16 protein-coding genes are annotated in these 17,704 nt (G+C 72.6%); 9 read left to right on the top strand and 7 right to left on the bottom strand.

The features are described from left to right. Positions 1–142: 142 nt before the first annotated feature. The 4 genes from ACGFZS_RS04305 (at position 143) to ACGFZS_RS04290 (ending at position 5,761) form a co-directional block, all read left to right on the top strand. The gene (locus tag ACGFZS_RS04305) at positions 143–691 is read left to right on the top strand and encodes a carbonic anhydrase (RefSeq protein WP_365680351.1); all 549 of its coding nucleotides are present in this window, start codon (positions 143–145) and stop codon (positions 689–691) included. Positions 692–975: 284 nt separating this feature from the next. Beyond that, positions 976–2,016: an AAA family ATPase gene (locus tag ACGFZS_RS04300; protein ID WP_393655322.1), complete on the top strand. Its 1,041-nt coding sequence runs from the start codon at positions 976–978 to the stop codon at positions 2,014–2,016. Continuing rightward, entirely contained in the window at positions 2,016–3,365 is a 1,350-nt protein-coding gene (locus ACGFZS_RS04295) for a DUF58 domain-containing protein (protein WP_393793818.1), read from the top strand. Before ACGFZS_RS04300 ends, ACGFZS_RS04295 begins: the two co-directional genes overlap by 1 nt. After that, positions 3,362–5,761: a DUF3488 and DUF4129 domain-containing transglutaminase family protein gene (locus ACGFZS_RS04290; protein ID WP_393793817.1), complete on the top strand. Its 2,400-nt coding sequence runs from the start codon at positions 3,362–3,364 to the stop codon at positions 5,759–5,761. The genes ACGFZS_RS04295 and ACGFZS_RS04290 overlap by 4 nt, the downstream gene beginning before the upstream one ends. 114 nt (positions 5,762–5,875) lie before the next feature. On the opposite strand, the gene ACGFZS_RS04285 is transcribed toward ACGFZS_RS04290, so the two are convergent. The 3 genes from ACGFZS_RS04285 to ACGFZS_RS04275 all read right to left on the bottom strand — a co-directional run bounded on the left by ACGFZS_RS04285 (position 5,876) and on the right by ACGFZS_RS04275 (position 8,130). Beyond that, positions 5,876–6,265, bottom strand: coding sequence for a DUF3040 domain-containing protein (locus ACGFZS_RS04285; protein ID WP_393793816.1), 390 nt, complete (start codon positions 6,263–6,265; stop codon positions 5,876–5,878). A 277-nt stretch (positions 6,266–6,542) separates the two neighbouring features. Beyond that, positions 6,543–7,313, bottom strand: a complete 771-nt coding sequence (locus ACGFZS_RS04280) for a methyltransferase (RefSeq protein WP_393793815.1) — start codon at positions 7,311–7,313, stop codon at positions 6,543–6,545. Positions 7,314–7,563: 250 nt separating this feature from the next. Further along, on the bottom strand, positions 7,564–8,130 hold the full coding sequence (locus ACGFZS_RS04275; RefSeq protein WP_393793814.1) for an SAV_6107 family HEPN domain-containing protein: 567 nt from the start codon (positions 8,128–8,130) through the stop codon (positions 7,564–7,566). Between the two features lie 180 nt (positions 8,131–8,310). On the opposite strand from ACGFZS_RS04275, the gene ACGFZS_RS04270 reads away from it, so the two are divergent. The 5 genes from ACGFZS_RS04270 to ACGFZS_RS04250 all read left to right on the top strand — a co-directional run bounded on the left by ACGFZS_RS04270 (position 8,311) and on the right by ACGFZS_RS04250 (position 14,401). Beyond that, on the top strand, positions 8,311–9,159 hold the full coding sequence (locus ACGFZS_RS04270) for an ATP-binding cassette domain-containing protein (protein WP_393793813.1): 849 nt from the start codon (positions 8,311–8,313) through the stop codon (positions 9,157–9,159). Further along, positions 9,131–11,215 carry a YhgE/Pip family protein gene (locus ACGFZS_RS04265; protein ID WP_393793812.1) on the top strand — a complete coding sequence of 695 codons (2,085 nt, stop codon included), beginning with the start codon at positions 9,131–9,133 and terminating at the stop codon, positions 11,213–11,215. The genes ACGFZS_RS04270 and ACGFZS_RS04265 overlap by 29 nt, the downstream gene beginning before the upstream one ends. Positions 11,216–11,276: 61 nt before the next feature. After that, a complete protein-coding gene (locus ACGFZS_RS04260; protein ID WP_355707872.1) occupies positions 11,277–11,903 on the top strand; it encodes a TetR/AcrR family transcriptional regulator in 627 nt (208 codons plus the stop codon). A 366-nt stretch (positions 11,904–12,269) separates the two neighbouring features. Continuing rightward, the gene (locus ACGFZS_RS04255) at positions 12,270–12,884 is read left to right on the top strand and encodes a DUF4126 domain-containing protein (protein ID WP_393793811.1); all 615 of its coding nucleotides are present in this window, start codon (positions 12,270–12,272) and stop codon (positions 12,882–12,884) included. 47 nt (positions 12,885–12,931) lie between these two features. Then, positions 12,932–14,401: a phytoene desaturase family protein gene (locus tag ACGFZS_RS04250; protein WP_393793810.1), complete on the top strand. Its 1,470-nt coding sequence runs from the start codon at positions 12,932–12,934 to the stop codon at positions 14,399–14,401. Between the two features lie 43 nt (positions 14,402–14,444). On the opposite strand, the gene ACGFZS_RS04245 is transcribed toward ACGFZS_RS04250, so the two are convergent. From ACGFZS_RS04245 to ACGFZS_RS04230, 4 genes are all read right to left on the bottom strand, one after another. Then, positions 14,445–15,443 (bottom strand): hypothetical protein, encoded by a 999-nt coding sequence (locus ACGFZS_RS04245; RefSeq protein ID WP_393793809.1) that lies wholly within the window; start codon positions 15,441–15,443, stop codon positions 14,445–14,447. A gap of 56 nt (positions 15,444–15,499) precedes the next feature. Next, positions 15,500–16,423, bottom strand: a complete 924-nt coding sequence (gene metF / locus ACGFZS_RS04240) for a methylenetetrahydrofolate reductase [NAD(P)H] (protein ID WP_393793808.1) — start codon at positions 16,421–16,423, stop codon at positions 15,500–15,502. A gap of 128 nt (positions 16,424–16,551) precedes the next feature. Next, entirely contained in the window at positions 16,552–17,199 is a 648-nt protein-coding gene (thiE, locus tag ACGFZS_RS04235; RefSeq protein ID WP_393537298.1) for a thiamine phosphate synthase, read from the bottom strand. 35 nt (positions 17,200–17,234) lie between these two features. Further along, positions 17,235–17,600 carry an Rv2175c family DNA-binding protein gene (locus tag ACGFZS_RS04230; protein ID WP_365680321.1) on the bottom strand — a complete coding sequence of 122 codons (366 nt, stop codon included), beginning with the start codon at positions 17,598–17,600 and terminating at the stop codon, positions 17,235–17,237. Positions 17,601–17,704: the final 104 nt, after the last annotated feature.

The raw sequence follows: 17,704 nt of genomic DNA, 5'->3' as shown, positions 1-17,704 counted from the left end.
TCGGGGGCGGCAATTGGAAAGGAATCATCCGTACAGCCCCGCTTTGCCCTCCGTGTGGGTTAGCTCACAACAAGCCACGATGACGTTCTTTGTCCCCTCTCACAGGAGGCCGTGACCGGCCGTGACCAGTAACGTCATGGCTATGACGACTTCCGCAGCAGTTCCCACTGGATCCGAAGGCGCCATAACCACGGACGGCACCGTGACGGATCGCCTGGTCGACGCCAACCGCACCTATGCCGATGCCTTCACCGACCCCGGAATGGACGCCCGGCCCGTGCTGCACGTGGCCGTGGTGGCCTGCATGGACGCACGTCTGGACCTGCACAAGGCGCTGGGCCTGCAGCTCGGCGACTGCCACACCATCCGCAACGCGGGCGGTGTGGTCACCGATGACGTGATCCGCTCCCTGACCATCAGCCAGCGCAAGCTCGGCACCCGCAGCATCGTCCTCATCCACCACACCGGCTGCGGCCTGGAGGCCCTCACCGAGGACTTCCGCACCGAGCTGGAGATGGAGGTCGGCCAGCGCCCGGCCTGGGCGGTGGAGTCCTTCCGCGACGTCGACCAGGACGTACGGCAGTCCATGCAGCGGGTGCGCACCTCGCCGTTCCTGCTCCACGCCGACGACGTCCGCGGTTTCGTCTTCGACGTCCGCACCGGCCTGCTGCGCGAGGTCGACCCGGCCTGACCCGCCGCCCGTCCCCTCCCCCGACCTCGCGCAGCAGGACGCGCGCCCCGGATCCCCGTCGTGGAAAGCTGTCGGCCGGCTGTCGAATAGGCCACCGAAAGGCCGTAAGACCGACATACTGCGGGCAGTTGTCCACAGGCGAGTGACACGAATCGGTAACGGCAGCAAGAATGCGGTGTGAGACGTCGCGCGGAACCATTCCCGCGTGGTGTCCGTGATTCGGGGTGGGCCGGTTGTGCGAGACGATGCGCCGGTCCGGGCAATAACGGGCCGAGGAGGGCCGGGTGACGACCTATGACGATCGAGCGAGCCTCACTGATCTGACTGCCACTGTGGAGCGGGTCCGCAGTTCGGTGGAGGGTGTGATCGAGGGCAAGCCCGAGGTCGTACGGCTTTCGCTGACCGTGCTGCTCGCCGAGGGACATCTTCTGATCGAGGATGTCCCGGGCGTGGGCAAGACGATGCTGGCGAAGGCGCTGGCACGGTCCATCGACTGCACCGTGCGGCGTATCCAGTTCACGCCCGACCTGCTGCCGTCGGACATCACCGGCGTGTCCATCTGGGACCAGCAGCGTCGGGACTTCGAGTTCAAACCGGGTGCCATCTTCGCCCAGATCGTGATCGGCGACGAGATCAACCGCGCCTCGCCGAAGACCCAGTCCGCGCTGCTGGAGTCGATGGAGGAGCGGCAGGTCACCATCGACGGGCAGACCTATGAACTGCCCAGCCCCTTCATGGTGGTGGCGACCCAGAACCCGGTCGAGATGGAGGGCACCTACCCGCTGCCCGAGGCCCAGCGCGACCGCTTCATGGCCCGGGTCTCGGTCGGCTACCCCAGCGTGGAGGCCGAGTTGCAGATGCTCGACATCCACGGCGCGGTCAACCCCCTGGACGACCTCCAGCCGGTGGCCCACGCCCATGACGTGGTGAAGCTGATCGACGCCGTGCGCGGTGTCCACGTGGCCGAGCCGGTCCGGCGGTACGCGGTGGACCTGGTCTCCGCCACCCGCAGCCACCCCGACCTCAGACTCGGCGCCTCCCCGCGCGCGACGCTGCACCTGCTGCGCGCGGCGAAGGCGTCCGCCGCCCTGAGCGGCCGGGAGTACGCGCTGCCGGACGACGTGCAGGCGCTCGCCGTGGCGGTCCTCGCCCACCGGCTGCTGCCCACCGCCCAGGCCCAGCTCAACCGGCGCACCTCCGAGCAGGTCGTCCAGGAGATCCTGCAGTCCACCCCGGTGCCGGCGGCCACCCAGCAGCAGACCGGCTTCGGCGGTCTGGGCCGGGGCGTGCCGGCCTATCCCCAGCAGCCCCCGCGGAGTCTGTGATGGGCACCCCGGCGGAGGCGGACCGCGGGGAGACCGGCGGGATGCGCACGGCCCTGGCCGGGCTGACCACCCGTGGCCGCTCCTTCCTGGCGGCCGGTGTCGCGGCGGTGATCTGCGCGTACATACTCGGCCAGCAGGATCTGCGCCCGGTCGGGCTGCTGCTCGCCGTGCTGCCGCTGATCTGCGCGGCCGTGCTCTACCGCACCCGCTACCGGGTGGCCGGCAGCCGCCGGCTCTCCCCCGCGCGGGTGCCGGCCGGCAGCGAGGCCCGGGTGCATCTGCGGATGGACAACGTCTCGCGGCTGCCCACCGGCCTGCTGATGCTCCAGGACCGGGTGCCCTACGTCCTCGGCCCGCGACCCCGCTTCGTCCTGGACCGGGTGGAGCCCGGCGGCCGTCGCGAGGTGTCCTACCGGGTCCGCTCGGACCTGCGCGGCCGCTATCCGCTGGGCCCGCTCCAGCTGCGCCTGACCGACCCGTTCGGCATGTGCGAACTGACCCGTTCCTTCTCGACGTTCGACACCCTGACCGTCATCCCGAAGGTCGAGCCGCTGCCGCCGATCCGGCTCAGCGGCGAGGCCAGGGGATACGGCGACGGGCGGCAGCGCTCGCTGGCCCTGGCCGGCGAGGACGACGTGATCCCGCGCGGCTACCGCTACGGCGACGACCTGCGCCGGGTGCACTGGCGCTCCACCGCCCGCTACGGCGAGCTGATGGTGCGCCGCGAGGAGCAGCCGCAACGCGCCCGCTGCACGGTGCTCCTCGACACCCGGGGCGGCGCCTACGAGGGCGCGGGTCCCGACTCCGCGTTCGAGTGGGCGGTGTCCGGCGCCGCCTCGGTCCTGGTGCACATGCTCGAACGCAACTTCTCGGTCCGGCTGCTGACGGACTCCGGCAGTTCGGTGCCCGGCGAGGGCGCCGACGGTTTCACCGGCTCCGGCCAGGAGTCGGCGGACGCGGCCGGGCTGATGATGGACACCCTCGCCGTGATCGACCACTCGGACGGCACCGGCCTGTCCCGGGCCTACGACGTGCTGCGCGGCGGGAACGAGGGGCTGCTGGTGGCCTTCCTGGGCGACCTCGACGAGGAACAGGCGGCGGTGGCCGCGAAGATGCGCCAGCGCAGCGGCGGTGCCGTGGCGTTCGTGCTGGACCCGGACACCTGGGTGCGGGAGCCCACCGACGTGCCCGCGCCGGGCAACCCGCACGAGGAGCGGCTGCGGATGCTGCGCGAGGCCGGCTGGACGGTGCTCGGCGTACCGCGCGGCGCCTCGCTGACCGAGCTGTGGCGGCAGGCCGACCGCGAGCGCACCTCGCTGGCCGCGGCGGGCGGGGAGACACGGCGATGAGCGGACGAGCCCGGCTGGCCCTGACCGCGGCGGCGGCGACGCTGCTGGCGTCCTGCGCCCTGCTGCCCCTGGTCGCCCCGTGGACCTGGATGTTCCAGGCGATCTTCCTGGTGGCGATCCAGACCGGTGTGGGCGCGGCGGCCCGCCGGGTGCCGCTGGCCCGGTCGCTGACCGTGGCCGCGCAGGCCCTGGTGACACTGCTGATGCTGACCCTGGTCTTCGCCCGGGAGCACGCGATCCTCGGGCTGGTGCCCGGCCCGGACGCCTTCCGGTACTTCGCCGACCTGCTCCAGCAGGGCTCCGAGGACGTCAGCCAGTACGCGATACCCGCACCGCTGACGGACGGCATCCGGCTGATGCTGCTCGGCGGGGTGCTGATCGTCGGACTGCTGGTGGACATCCTCGCGGTGACCTTCCGCAGCGCGGCCCCGGCCGGGCTGCCGCTGCTCGCGCTGTACTCGGTGGCGGCCGGCCTGACCGACAACCCCGCCGAATGGCTGCTGTTCCTGATCGCGGCGGCCGGTTACCTGATGCTGCTGCTCGCCGAGGGCCGGGACCGGCTCTCGCAGTGGGGCCGGGTGTTCGGCGGGGTGTCACGGACCCCCGGCGCGCCGGACAGCGGCGCGGCCCCGGCACGTTACGGCGGTCGCATCAGCGTCGCCGTGCTCGGCATCGCCGTGCTGGTTCCGTACTTCGCGATGCCCTCGATCCAGGGCGGCCTGCTGGACGGCACCGGGGCCGGGGTCGGGGTGGGCAACGGGAACGGCGGCACGATCTCCGCGGTCAACCCGCTGGTGTCGCTGCGGGACAGCCTCAACGTGGACGAGGACCGCCAGGTGCTGTCCGTGCGGACCTCCACCGACGACGTCTCCGACCTGTATCTGCGGATCGTCTCCCTGGACGACTTCGACGGCACCACCTGGAAGCCGGCCCAGCGGCACATCACGAACGTCCCGAACACGTTCCCGACCCCGGCCGGCCTCGGCGGCGACATCAAGCGGACCACGGTGCGCACGACGATCTCGGCCGCCGACTGGTACGCCCAGGACTGGCTGCCGATGCCGTACCCGCCGAGCGGGGTGAAGGTGGCCGGCACCTGGCGGTACGAGCCGGTCGGGATGACCCTGGTCGGCGACCACGGGCAGAACACGCGCGGTGAGACCTACCAGGTCACCAGCCTGGACGTGCGGCCGACCGCGGAGCAGCTGGCCGCGGCGCCGGAGCCGACGGCGGCCATGAAGCGGGACTACACCAAGGTGCCCTCCTCGCTGCCCTCGGTGGTGGCGCAGACGGCTAAGGAGGTCACCGCGGGCTCGGCGAACCACTACGAGGAGGCGGTCAAGCTCCAGGACTACTTCGCGGTGACCGGCGGCTTCCAGTACGACACCCAGGTGCAGGTGGGCCGGGGCGAGGGCGCGATCGCGAACTTCCTGAAGCAGAAGCGCGGCTTCTGTGTGCACTTCTCCTTCGCGATGGCCGCGATGGCCCGCACGCTGGGCATCCCGGCCCGGGTCGCGGTGGGCTTCGCGCCCGGCACCCCGCAGGCCGACGGCACGGTCTCGGTGGGCCTGAAGGACGCGCACGCCTGGCCGGAGCTGTACTTCGAGGGCGTGGGCTGGACCCGCTTCGAGCCGACCCCCACCCGGGGCACGACGCCCTCGTACACGGTGTCGGACACCCCCGGCTCCTCCGTGCCGAACGAGGCCCTGCCGTCCAAGGGCGCCTCGGCGGTACCGTCGCCCTCGGCCTCGGAGAGCGCGAGCTGCACGCCCCAGCTGCGCAGGCAGAACGCCTGCGAGAGCCCCTCGTCGGCCACCGCGGCGGCCCGCGATGACGGCGACTGGCTGCGGCGGCTGCTGACGCAGCTGACGTTGCCGTTTCTGGTTTGCGGCGCCCTCGCCGTGCTGGCGCTGCCCCTGTCACCGATGCTGTGGCGGCGCGTGCTGCGCGCGAGACGGCTCGGCGGGTACGCCCGTACCCCGGAGGGCGTGGCCGCGCACACGCTGGCGGTCTGGCAGGAACTGATCGACACGGCCTGGGACTTCGGCATCCTGCCGGACGAGTCGCTCACCCCGCGCAACGCGGCCGCGCGGATCGTCCGGCTCGGGCACCTCGACCCGGTCACGGAAGCCTCGGTGCACCGGGTGGCGGACGCGGTCGAGCAGGTGCTGTACGCGCCGCGGCCACAGCCGACGGCCGGGCTCGCCGAGGACGTCCGCCGGGTGGTGACCACCCTGCGAGTCACGGTCGGTACCCCGGTCTTTCTCAGGGCGACGCTCGCCCCGCGGTCGCTGGTGCGCGTGGTGTGGGCGGCCTCGGCCGGATGGGCCCGGCTGCGGGAGCGCGCGGCGTCGGCCCGGCCGGCCCCGCGCAGGCCGTCGGGGCAGCGAGGCTGACGGAGGAGGGCTGCCGTCGGGCCGACCGGTCCGACGGCAGCCACGACTGAAACGACTGAGGGGTGACCGCCCGGTGGCGGTCACCCCTCAGTCACGCTCTGTTCGGCGGAGCCGTCAGTGGCCCTGCTCGTCGCGGCGGCGCTGCCAGCGCTCCTCGATGCGGTCCATCATGGAGCGCTTCGGCCGGTTCTGACGGCGGGCCTGCGGGCCTCCCGCGGGCTGCTCGCCGGGCTTGGGGGCCTTGCGCCAGCCGGTGACGGCGAGCACCGCGCAGCCCAGCATGACGAGGAAGCCCACCACGCTGACCCAGATCTGCAGCGTGACCATTCCGGCGATGAGGAGCGCGATACCCACGAGGAAGCCGGCCACCGCCTGGTAGACCCGTCGCCGGGTGTACGTCCGCAGGCCGCTTCCCTCAAGCGCTGTCGCGAACTTGGGGTCTTCGGCGTACAGCGCTCGCTCCATCTGCTCAAGCATTCGCTGCTCGTGCTCCGAGAGCGGCACGGCGTCCTCCTCATCGTGCAGTCGCCGGGGCGACCCGGGGGGTCCCTTCAGGATAGGCAGGGAATCGCCCCCGTGAAACCCGCCCCTCTAGGCCAATTGGCCAACCGGAACCCGCCATGGCCGTTCCGACTCGCTGAAGCTTCCATTCCCCAGCGGCCGGTCCGTCATGCCGGGCGGTCTCCCTCGATCATACGGCGCAAACCCCTCGATCGGGGGGCCTGTGGCGTACTCCATCCGCTGTCGAGCCCCTGATCAGCGGGCTCGTCCCAGGAGGATCTCAGGCCCCGGCGGCACCCACGGTCTCGCCGAGCACATGCAACTGGGTGGCCACGGCATGGAACGCCGGCAGCTCGGCCGCGGCGGCCTCCAGCTTGAGCAGGGCGTCGAGGGCGCCGGGCTCGGTGTCCACGAGGACGCCGGGGACCAGGTCGGCGAAGACCCGGACCCCGTGCACGGCGGCGACGGCCAGGCCCGCGCCCTCGACCAGGCCGGTGAGCTGCTCGGCGGTGAAGCGGCGGGGCACGGGGTCGCCGGTGCCCCAGCGGCCGTCGGGGTCGGCGAGGGCCTGCCGGGCCTCCGTGAAGTGCCCGGCGAGGGCGCGGGCGATCACGGCGCCGCCGACCCCGGCGGCGAGCAGGCTGAGGACACCCTCGGGGCGCAGGGCGGCCACCGTGTTGCGTACCCCCTCGGCCGGGTCGTCGACGTACTCCAGGACGCCGTGGCACAGCACCACGTCGTGGCTGCCGCGCTCGACCACGTCGAACAGGCCGAGGACGTCGCCCTGGACGCCCTTGACCCGGTCGGCGACGCCGGCCTCGGCGGCGCGGCGCTCCAGCGCGAACAGCGCGTTCGGGCTGGGGTCGACGACGGTGACGCGGTGGCCGAGGCGGGCGAGCGGGACGGCGAAGTTGCCGCTGCCGCCACCGGTGTCGAGGACGTCCAGCGCGTCCCTGCCGGTGGCCTTGACCCGGCGGTCCAGAGCGTCCTGGAGGACCTCCCAGACCACGGCGGTACGGAGAGAGGCGCGGGGTCGTGTGGGGTCCGGCACGGCAGTTGACTCCTCGGCGCGGCACCGCCTGTTGCCCGGCGGCGCGAACTCGGTGCCTCCCCGGCCCGGGTGCGGGAGGAGGGGAGGCTTCAGGCGTTCTCCACCCTATTGCCTCCGCCGCCTCACCCGGTCCCCGCACGTCCGGGATCCCCCTTCCCGGCCCCCGCACGTCCGGGATCCCGCTTCCCGGTCTCGCAGGTCCGGGATCCCTCTCCCCGGCCCCCCGAAGGTCCAGGCCCCCTCCCCCCGGTCATCCCGCGTCGGGCAGCCCTCTCCCCGGGTCGCCGTCCGGCTGCCGATCGGCGTCCTGGCGGCGTGGCTGCGGCAGCACCGGCTGGAGGACGAGCATCCGCTCGACGATGCGCAGGAACATCGCGACGTCGCGTATCAGGTCGTCGGCGTCTCGGCGGGTGGCCGCGCCCTGGATGCCCGCCACGGCGCGGGCCCGGCGGCCGGCGCCGGAGGCGAACAGGGCGCTCCACTCGGTCAGCTCGGGTGTGACCTCGGGGAGCACCTCCCAGGCGCTGCGGATCCGCGCCCGGCGCCGGGGCGAGGTCTCGGGGCGGGCACGGGCGGCGAGCACGGCGGCCGCGGTGCGCAGGGCGGCCAGGTGGGCGGTCGCATAGCGCTCGTTCGGAGTGTCCAGCAGCTCGGCCTCGTCGAGGGCGGCACGGGCCTGGGTGAGCAGGTCGAGGGCGGCGGGCGGGGCCGTGGCCCGGCGGAGCACGGGGTGCACATCGCTCGCCGGGCCGGTCAGTGAGGGGGCAGGGCCGGTGGCGCGGCGCCGGTGGGCGGCGGCCGCTGACGAGTTGGCCATGACGAACCTCCTGTCGTCTGGGTGACGGCTCCCTCACACGGGGTGCCGTATGTGCCCATCGTGCGGTATGCCACTGACAATCCGTTCTGACCTGGCCTTTTGCTTCGATCGGGAGTTCGGACTAGTTTTTGCACTGACCAGTCAGTTCAAAAACGGGGCGGACGTGGAAGAGGGGGACCAGTGCACGGCGTACCTGTCACGGCCGAGGGCCTGGGGCTCAGGGGCCCGCGGGGCTGGGCGTTCCGGGGGATCTCCCTGGACGCCGGGCCCGGCGCGCTGATCGCGGTGGAGGGGCCGTCCGGCTCCGGCCGCACCTGTCTGCTGCTCGCGCTCACCGGCCGGATGAAGGCCACCGAGGGCACCGCGAGCGTCGGCACCACCCGGCTGCCCAAGCAGCTGGCGGCCGCGCGCCGGATCAGCGCGGTCGCCAACGTCGCCGGGGTCACCGACCTCGAACCCGCCCTGACCGTCGGCGAGCATCTGCGCGAACGGGCCCTGCTGCAGCGCCGGTTCGGCGACTCCGTACGGGATCTGGTGCGGCCGCGGGCCCAGCGGAAGGCACGGGCCCAGCACCGGATCGACGACGCCCTGGCCGCCGCCGGGCTCGACCCGGAGTCGCTGCCGAAGGGCGCCCGGACCGCCGTACGGGATCTGGAGCGGATCGAGGCGCTGCGGCTGTCCGTGGCGCTGGCCATGGTCGGAAAGCCCCGGCTGCTGGCCGTGGACGACGCGGACCTGAAGCTGTCGGAGGCCGAACGGGCCGAGGTACGGGCGCTGTTGGCGTCGATCGCCGCGTCCGGGACGACGGTGGTGGCGGTGTGCGGGGAGGCGATGGCGGGGGCCGTCGTCGTACACACCGACGGCACCGGGACACCCGAGGCATCGGAGACGCCCGAGGCATCGGAGACCGCCGGGGCATCGGAGGTAACCGAAGCACCCGACGCACCCGAAGCACCGCAGAAGGACGCATCCGAAGCACCGCAGAAGAAGGAGGCCCGCGATGCGTTCGCCGCGACTGGCCGCGCTTGAGCTCAGGCGTTTCGGACGGGGGAAGCTGCCGCGGGCGGCCCTGGTGGCCCTGCTGGTGCTGCCGCTGCTGTACGGGGCGCTGTACCTGTGGTCGTTCTGGGATCCGTACGGCCGGCTGGACCGCATCCCGGTGGCGCTCGTCAACGACGACCAGGGGGCGACCGCGAGCGGCCGGAGGATCAGCGCCGGCGACGACATCGTCACCGGGCTGCGCGACAGCGACACCTTCGACTGGCACGAGGTGAGCGCCGCCGAGGCCCGGCGGGGCGTCGAGAACGGCACCTACTACCTGTCGCTGACCATGCCCGCCGACTTCAGTGAGCGCATCGCCTCCAGTGCGGGCGACTCCCCGGAGACCGGCGCGCTCCAGGTGCGCACGAACGACGCGAACAACTACATCGTCGGGCAGATCTCCCGGACGGTCTTCAACGAGGTGCGGTCGGCCGCGTCCACCAAGGCCTCCCGGTCCTTCCTGGACCGGATCTTCATCTCGTTCTCCGACATCCACGGGCAGACCGTGAAGGCCGCCGAGGGCGCCGACACGCTCACCGGTGGCATCGGGAAGGCCGAGAAGGGGTCCAAGGACCTCGCGGACGGGCTGAAGGACGCCAAGACCGGCAGCGCGAAGCTCGCCAAGGGCGTCAAGAGGCTGGACGCGGGCGCCGGGACGCTCGCGGACGGTTCGCGGCAGGTCGCGGACGGCACCCAGGAGCTCGCGGACAAGGTCGACGCCGTCTACGGCGAGGTCGGCCCGTATCTGGCGAAGAACGAGAAGACCATCGGCGACACGGCGCGGCTGGTCGCCGACTCGGCGCGGACCGTCCGCGACAACCTGGGCGTCCTGGTGAAGACCGCCCCGGCGGCAGCGAAGACCGCCCGCACCGCGGCCGACACGCTGGACGAGGTCTACCGCGCGCGCTGCTCGGCGGACCTGCTGGCCGACCCGGTCTGCCCCGATCTGAAGAAGGCCAGGGACGCGGCCGACGACGTGGCGGCCGTGGCCGACGACCTCGACACGCTGATCGCCGACCAGAACGGCGACCTGAAGACGCTCGACGGCAACCTCGCCACCCTCCAGCAGCAGGCCCAGGCCCTCGCCGACCGCGCCCCGCACCTCTCCGAGGACGTCGCCGACGCCGTCAAGAAGATCGACAGGCTGAACGCCGGCGCGGCCCGGGTCGCCGCGGGCGCCGCGAAGCTGCACACCGGCCTCGGCACGGCCAGCGCCGGCGCGACCGGCCTCGACACGGGCGTCGGGAAGCTCAGGACCGGCGCCTACGACCTCAGCGGCGGGATGTACAAGCTCGTCGACGGCTCGGGCCGGCTGGCGGGCGGTCTGCACGACGGCGCCGACAAGATCCCCGACTACGGCACGAAGGACCGCGAGCAGCGCACCGGCGTCATGGCCGACCCGGTCCAGCTGGCCTCCCAGGACCTGCACAAGGCGCCCAACTACGGCACCGGGTTCGCCCCGTACTTCATCCCGCTGTCCCTGTGGGTCGGCGCGATGGTCGCCTACATGCTGATCCAGCCGCTCAACCGGCGCGCCCTGGCGGCCGGTTCCGCGGCCTGGCGGATCGCGCTGGCGGGCTGGCTCCCGGTGGTCGCGGTCGGGGTGCTGCAGACGGCCGCCCTGATGGCCGTACTGCACTGGGCGATCGGGCTGCAGATGGCCCGCGCGGCCGGCACGGTCGGGTTCCTGTTCCTGGTGACGGCGTGCTTCGCGGCGCTCGTGCAGTGGCTGAACGCGCGCTTCGGGGCGGCGGGGCGGATCCTCGTCCTCGCCCTGCTGATGCTCCAGCTGACCTCGGCGGGCGGCACCTATCCCGTGCAGACCAGTCCGGGCTTCTTCAACGCGATCCACCCGTTCCTGCCGATGAGCTACGTCGTGGCGGCGCTCAGGAGGCTGATCACGGGCGGCGGCCTGGGCCCGGTGTGGCAGGCCTGCGCGGTCCTGACGGCGTTCACGGCGGGCGCCCTGGCGCTCACCGCGCTGTCGGCCCGGCGCCGCCAGGTGTGGACGCTGGACCGGCTGCATCCTGAACTGAGCCTGTGAGGCCTGCATGACCTCCCCTTCCGTGCCCGCGCGGGCCGCCGTTCCTGTGAGAATCAGGACCATGGAAAGCAGCAGCACCACGGGCGGCAGCACGCGCCGAGAGGCCACCCGGCAGAAGCTCTACGAGGCGGCCGTCACCCTCATCGCCGAGCAGGGGTTCTCCGCCACCACGGTGGACGAGATCGCCGAACGGGCCGGGGTCGCGAAGGGCACGGTCTACTACAACTTCGCGAGCAAGTCGGTCCTCTTCGAGGAGCTGCTGCGGCACGGCGTGGGCCTCCTCACCGCGTCCCTGCGGGAGGCCGCCGAGCGGACCGCGCGGGAGGGCGGCAGCCGGGTCGACGCCCTGGACGCGATGGTCCGCGCGGGCCTCGTCTTCATCGACCGCTACCCGGCCTTCACCCAGCTCTACGTGGCCGAGCTGTGGCGCACCAACCGGGCCTGGCAGTCCACGCTCATGGTGGTCCGGCAGCAGGCCGTCGCGGTCGTCGAGGGCGTGCTGCGCGAGGGCGTGGAGAACGGCGAGTTCAGCGACGAGATCGACGTCCAGCTGACGGCGGCCGCGCTGGTGGGGATGGTGCTGGTGGCGGCCCTGGACTGGAAGTCCTTCCAGCCGGAACGCTCCCTGGACGACGTCCACGCGGCCCTGTCACGGCTGCTGCAGGGACGGGTGAGCGGGAAGGGCTGAGCGCCGGACGTGCGAAGGCGCCGGTCCTCCGGTGGCCGCGTCCCCCGCGGGCCACCGGAAAACCGGCGCCTTCCGTGCTCCCCCGTACTCCCCCGGTTTCCGGTCGTTCCCCCGGGTCCCCTCTCCCCCGTGTCTCGCTTCCGCCGACGTACATCGGCGGAAGGAGCGGTCGAGGGCGCCTCTGCCGTTCCGCCGCCCCGTGTCGGCGGTGCCGGGCCGCGCGCCCCTTCCCGTGTCTCCACTCTCTCGTTCACGCAGGTCGCGGCCCATCCGCGCGCGTACTCAACTCGTCCCCTGGGTAGACGTACTCAGGTCTGCGTACGCACGCCCAGCACGCGTGGCCGCCGACTGGTTACGATCGCGTCCGTGTCGGTACTCCCCTTGGTCTTCACCAGCGGCTGGGCCAGCGGAATCAACGCCTACGCGGTGGTGCTGCTGCTCGGCTTCTTCGGCGCCACCGGTCTGAGCGACGACGTCCCCGAGACGCTGCAGCGCCCCGAGGTGCTGATCGTCGCGGGCGTGCTGTTCCTGTGCGAGGCGGTCGCGGACAAGATCCCGTACGTCGACTCGGTGTGGGACTCCGTGCACACCGTGGTCCGCCCGCTCGCGGGCGCCTGGGTCGGCGCGCTGCTCGCCGGGCAGAGCGGCTCGCTCAACGACGTGGTGGCCGGGCTGGTCGGCGGTTCGACGGCGCTGGCCAGCCACACCGTCAAGGCCGGGACCCGGATGGCGGTCAACACCTCCCCGGAGCCGTTCAGCAACATCGTGCTGAGCTTCGCGGAGGATCTCGGGGTCGCCGGGATCGTGTCGTTCGCCATGTTCCATCCGCTGGCGGCGGCGATCATCGCGGCGGTGCTGCTGGCCGGCGGACTGGTCGTGCTGGTGTTCCTGGTCTCCCGGATCCGGCGGTTCTGGCGCCGCCGCGCCCAGCGCCGGGAGGAACGGCGGCTGGCGGCGCACCCGGGGCGGCCCCCGGGCTGACGGCCCGCCGGACGGGACTGTCGGTGGCGGTCGATAAAGTCGCGGGCATGGGACGGATTGCGGTGATCGGCGCCGGGCTGGGCGCCATGGCGGCGGCCGCCCGGCTGGCCGTCGCGGGCCACCGGGTGACGGTGTACGAGCGTACGGAGACGTACGGCGGTGCGGTGCGCCGCTTCGAGCGCGACGGGTTCGCCTTCGACACCGGCCCGGGGCTGCTGCCGCTGCCCGCCGTGTACCGCGACCTGTTCGTCAAGACCGGCAAGGAGCCGCTGGAGGACTGCGTCGAGCTGGTCCAGGTCGACCCGTCGGCCCGGCATGTCTTCGCGGACGGCACGGCTCTGTCGCTGCCGAACGCGTCCCGCGCGGGCGTCGTCACCGCCCTGGACGAGGCCCTCGGGCCGGGCGCCGGGCAGCGCTGGGGCGACTTCCTGGTGCGGGCCCGCGAGGCCTGGGACCGCACCCGGCGGCCCCTCCTGGAGGAGCCGCTGTGGCCGAACTGGCAGGTGCTGGCCGAGCGCGAGCCGTACCCGTCCGTCCCGCACAAGAAGCTGCTGCGCACCCGCCGGGCGGGCACGCTCGCCGAGGTCGGCGCCTGGGAGCTGCGCGACGAGCGCCTCGCCGCGCTCCTGGAGAGCCACGCGCTCGCCTACGGTCTCGACCCGCGCACCGCACCGGCGAGCGCCGCCGTGCTGCCGTATCTGGAGCATGCCTTCGGCACCTGGTATGTGCGCGGTGGCATGCGGGAGTTGGCGCGCGCGGTGTACGAGCGGTGTGTGAAGCGGCGGGTCGCGTTCGTGTTCGGCGCCGAGGTCACCGGGGTCGTGGAGAAGGACGGCCGGGCGGCGGGCGTGGAGCTGGCCGGCGGTGCGGTGGCCGACGCGGACTTCGTGGTGGCGGGCGTGGCGCCGGACGCGCTGGGCCGTCCCGCGGTGGAGGGCGGGCCGACGCCCCGGCGGGGGCTGCCGAGCCGGCTGACGGTGCTGCTGGCGCTGCGCGGCGGGCAGCCGGAGGGGACCGCGCACCGGACCGTGGTGCACGCCCCGGACCGGTCCGCGGAGCTGGACGCCCTGTTCGGCTCCGGCCCGGCGGCGCCGGGGACCGTCACCGTCCTGCGGCCCGACGACCCGGCCCTGGTCCCCGACAACGACCACGAAGCCGTCGCACTGGTCTCGACGGTGCCCGCCGGAACCGCCGACGATCCCGTCCGGACCGAGCAGATGATCACCGCCGCCGAGCGGGCCGTCCCCGGACTGCGAGACCGGATCCGCTGGCAGCAGGTGCGCACTCCCGCGGACATCGCGGAGGAGACCGGCGCGGCAGGCGGCGCGGTACCGCCGCCGGCGCTCGCGGCGGGGGCAGGAGACCTGCTGTACCCGTCCAGCATCACCGGCCTGCCGGGCCTGTTCGCCGCCGGAGGCTGGTCCCACCCGGGCGGCGGACTGCCGCACGCGGGCATGTCGGGGGCGCTGGTGGCCGGACTGATCGTGGAGGGGCCGGAGTTCCGCGGCTCGCAGTGAGCCGGCGGGCCAGGCGGCCAGGCGTGAAGGCTTCGCGGAAGCTTCAGAAACGGTACTGCTCGTCGTACCCGTTGCCCTGGTGGCCCTGACCCTGGCCCTGCTGCTGCCCGTCGCCCTGGTAGGGGTACGGCTGCTCCTGCGGGAGTTCGCCGCCGTAGGTCTCGTCGGCGCGCTGCTGCGGGACCCAGACGCCGTCGGCCGGGGTCTCGTAGCCGCCGGTGCCGTACTGCCCCTGGGCGTAGCCCTGCTGGTCGTACTGCTGGGTGCCGTACGACTGGTCGTACCCGGTGGAGCCGTAGGTCTGGTTGCCGATGTACGGGTCGGAGTAGTTGGCGTACTGCTGCTGGCCGTTCGCGTCGTAGCCGTACTGCTGCTGGCCGTAGCCGGAGTAGTCGTAGGCGTAGTTCTGGTCGGTGCCCTGGGTGGCGTACGACGGGTCCTGGCCGGCGGCGGCGTAGGCGGCCTGCTGGTCGCCGGTGGCCGCGTAGCCGTCGCGGTAGACGCCGTAGGAGCCGGTGTCGTCGGGCATCGGCTGCGGCTCGTACACCGTCGTGGACTCGGCGGCGGTGGGCTGCTCGCCGGGCCGGGCGGCGTTCGGGGTGAAGACGTCGTCGCGGTCGTAGTCGTCGTCGCCGCCGTAGACGGGGGTGCTGCCCGTGGAGTAGACGGCCTGCTGGCCGGCGTAGGCGGCGTCGGCCGCGTCCGGGTCGGTGGCCTCCAGGCCCGGGTCCTCGCCGGGCTCGCCGCGACGGCGCTTGATCAAGCCGCCTTCGTCACCCTCCGTGCCCGGACGCTTGACCGCCCAGCCGGCCTCGAAGCCGCGGCGGAAGGACAGCGTGACGTAGGTCTGGCCGACCGCGAAGGCGATCGCGCCCACGCCGATGACGATGACGGACGGGATCAGGACACCGAAGACGACCCCGAGGAAGCCGACGAAGGCGAGCAGCCGCCAGCGCAGCCGCGCCTTGTACTGCAGCAGTACCTCGCCGAGCAACCACAGCGCGACGATGCCGAACGCTACGTAGAGGACCGTCCAGCCCATGTACGCCCCTCTCCCAGTGACCGCTACGCAGTGTGTCGTACTCCGGTGCGGCCGGTCTAGGCCCGCGGGGGATGGTGCAGGCCCAGGTTTTCGTAGATTTCCAGCGTCGCCGTGGAGTTGTTGAGCGTGATGAAGTGCAGTCCGGGCACTCCCTCGGCCAGCAGCCGCGCGCAGAACTCCGTGGCGAATTCGATGCCAATGGAGCGTACCGCCGCCGGATCGTCTTTCGCTGTGAGGATCCGCTCTTTCAGGACGTCCGGGAAGACCGCGTTGCTGAGTTTGGGCAACCGTTCCAGCATCTTCACACTGGTGACCGGAAGAATTTCCGGAATCACCGGCGTCTCACAGCCGGCCGCCGCGACCGAGTCACGAAGGCGAAGGTACGACTCGGGCTGGAAGAACATCTGCGTGATGGCGTAGTCGGCGCCCGCGCGGCACTTGTCGACGAAGTGCCGTACGTCGGCGTCCCAGTCGGCGGAGCGCGGGTGCATCTCCGGGAAGGCGGCGACGCCCACGCAGAAGTCGCCCGACTCCTTGATCAGCCGGACGAGTTCGGCCGCGTAGGTCAGGCCCTGCGGATGCGCCACCCAGTCGCCCATCGGGTCGCCGGGCGGGTCGCCGCGCACCGCGAGCATGTTGCGGATCCCGGCGTCCGCGTACTGGCCGATGATGTTGCGCAGTTCGGCCAGCGAGTGGTCGACCGCGGTGAGGTGGGCGACCGGGGTGAGCGTGGTGTCGGCGACGATCTGCTCGGTCTCCTTGACCGTGCCCGCGCGGGTGGAACCGCCGGCGCCGTAGGTCACGGAGACGAAGTCGGGGGCGACCGCCTCGACCCGCCGGAGCGCGCTCCACAGGTTCCGCTCGCCCTTGGGGGTCTTCGGCGCCGAGAACTCGAAGGAGTACGTGGTCTTGCCGGAGGCGAGCATGTCACGCACGGTGCGTGCGCGGTCAGTCCTGGTGGATGCGGTTCCTAGGGCCATACTCCGCAGGTTAGCCAGGGGCGGACGGCGGCCCAACCGCGCTCGGGAAATTTGCCTGGTTTGTCGGCCTCCTGTCCGGATACTGGACATGTTTCCGGACAGCCGGTACGGACGGTACGGACGGTGCGTTACGCCGACCGCAGCCGCTTCGCGAACTCGGCCGCCGCCGCGCCCGGGTCGTCGGCGTCGGTGAGCGCGCGGACGACGACCGCCCGGCGGGCGCCCGCCTCCAGGACCTGGTCGAGGTTGCCCAGGTCGATGCCGCCGATGGCGAACCAGGGGCGGTCGGTGCCCAGGGCGGCGGTGTACCGCACCAGGTCGAGGCCGGGGGCGTGGCGGCCGGGCTTGGTGGGGGTGGGCCAGCAGGGGCCGGTGCAGAAGTAGTCCACCCCGTCCTGGACGGCGGCCGCGGCGGCCTCGGACTCGGCGTGCGTGGAGCGGCCGATCAGGACGTCCGGGCCGAGGATCGCGCGGGCGGCGGGTACCGGCAGGTCGCCCTGGCCGAGGTGGAGCACGTCGGCGCCGGCCGCGTGGGCCACGTCCGCGCGGTCGTTGACCGCGAGCAGCTTGCCGTGCCGGGCGCAGGCGTCGGCGAACACGGCGAGGTGCTCCAGCTCCTCGCCCGCCTCCATGCCCTTGTCGCGCAGCTGCACGATGTCGACACCGCCCGCCAGGACCGCGTCCAGGAACTCGGCGAGGTCGCCCTGCTCCTTTCGGGCGCCCGTGCAGAGGTAGAGACGGGCGTCGGCCAGCTGGGCGCGGGCGGTGTCGGTCATCGTCTTGGTCCCCCGTTGAGTCGGTACTGGCTGCCTCAGACGGCGAGCGCCTGGGCGCGGCGCTTCACCTCCGTACCGCGATTCTCACTCAGCGCCTGCGCGGGGGTGCCGGGCAGGGTCTCGTCGGGGGTGAAGAGCCATTCCAGCATCTCTTCGTCACTGAAGCCGTCGTCCCGCAGGAGCGTCAGGGTCCCGGACAGGCCCTTGACGACCTTGTCGCCGTCGATGAAGGCGGCGGGGACGTGCAGCGCGCGGTTCTCGCCACGCCGTACGGCAATGAGCTGGCCCTCCTTGACCAGCTGCCGCACACGCGTCACCTCGACGTCGAGCATCTCTGCGATGTCGGGGAGGTTGAGCCATGCGGGGACGAGAGCATCGATGTTTGCGTCAATCTCGGTCACGAGGTCAAGGGTAGGCGTTGTGGTGGTTCGGGCGCGATGGGTGGGTGTTCGGGTGCGGCGGGGTGGGGGCTGGTCGCGCCCACGCGGCGGAGCCGCATATGCCA

Origin of the sequence: Streptomyces sp. NPDC048288, assembly GCF_043201555.1 — a bacterium.
Lineage (GTDB): Bacteria > Actinomycetota > Actinomycetes > Streptomycetales > Streptomycetaceae > Streptomyces.
Note: the sequence above shows the minus strand (reverse complement) of the source record. Positions and strands in the feature narration are given on the sequence as shown.

Bases quoted from the DNA above. Each gene is read 5' to 3' on its own strand.
- thiE (WP_393537298.1), bottom strand. From the start codon at position 17,199: ATGACCGACACCGCCCGCGCCCAGCTGGCCGACGCCCGTCTCTACCTC.
- ACGFZS_RS04305 (WP_365680351.1), top strand. From the start codon at position 143: ATGACGACTTCCGCAGCAGTTCCCACTGGATCCGAAGGCGCCATAACC.
- metF (WP_393793808.1), bottom strand. From the start codon at position 16,423: ATGGCCCTAGGAACCGCATCCACCAGGACTGACCGCGCACGCACCGTG.
- ACGFZS_RS04245 (WP_393793809.1), bottom strand. From the start codon at position 15,443: ATGGGCTGGACGGTCCTCTACGTAGCGTTCGGCATCGTCGCGCTGTGG.
- ACGFZS_RS04275 (WP_393793814.1), bottom strand. From the start codon at position 8,130: ATGGCCAACTCGTCAGCGGCCGCCGCCCACCGGCGCCGCGCCACCGGC.
- ACGFZS_RS04265 (WP_393793812.1), top strand. From the start codon at position 9,131: ATGCGTTCGCCGCGACTGGCCGCGCTTGAGCTCAGGCGTTTCGGACGG.
- ACGFZS_RS04295 (WP_393793818.1), top strand. From the start codon at position 2,016: ATGGGCACCCCGGCGGAGGCGGACCGCGGGGAGACCGGCGGGATGCGC.
- ACGFZS_RS04290 (WP_393793817.1), top strand. From the start codon at position 3,362: ATGAGCGGACGAGCCCGGCTGGCCCTGACCGCGGCGGCGGCGACGCTG.
- ACGFZS_RS04260 (WP_355707872.1), top strand. From the start codon at position 11,277: ATGGAAAGCAGCAGCACCACGGGCGGCAGCACGCGCCGAGAGGCCACC.
- ACGFZS_RS04250 (WP_393793810.1), top strand. From the start codon at position 12,932: ATGGGACGGATTGCGGTGATCGGCGCCGGGCTGGGCGCCATGGCGGCG.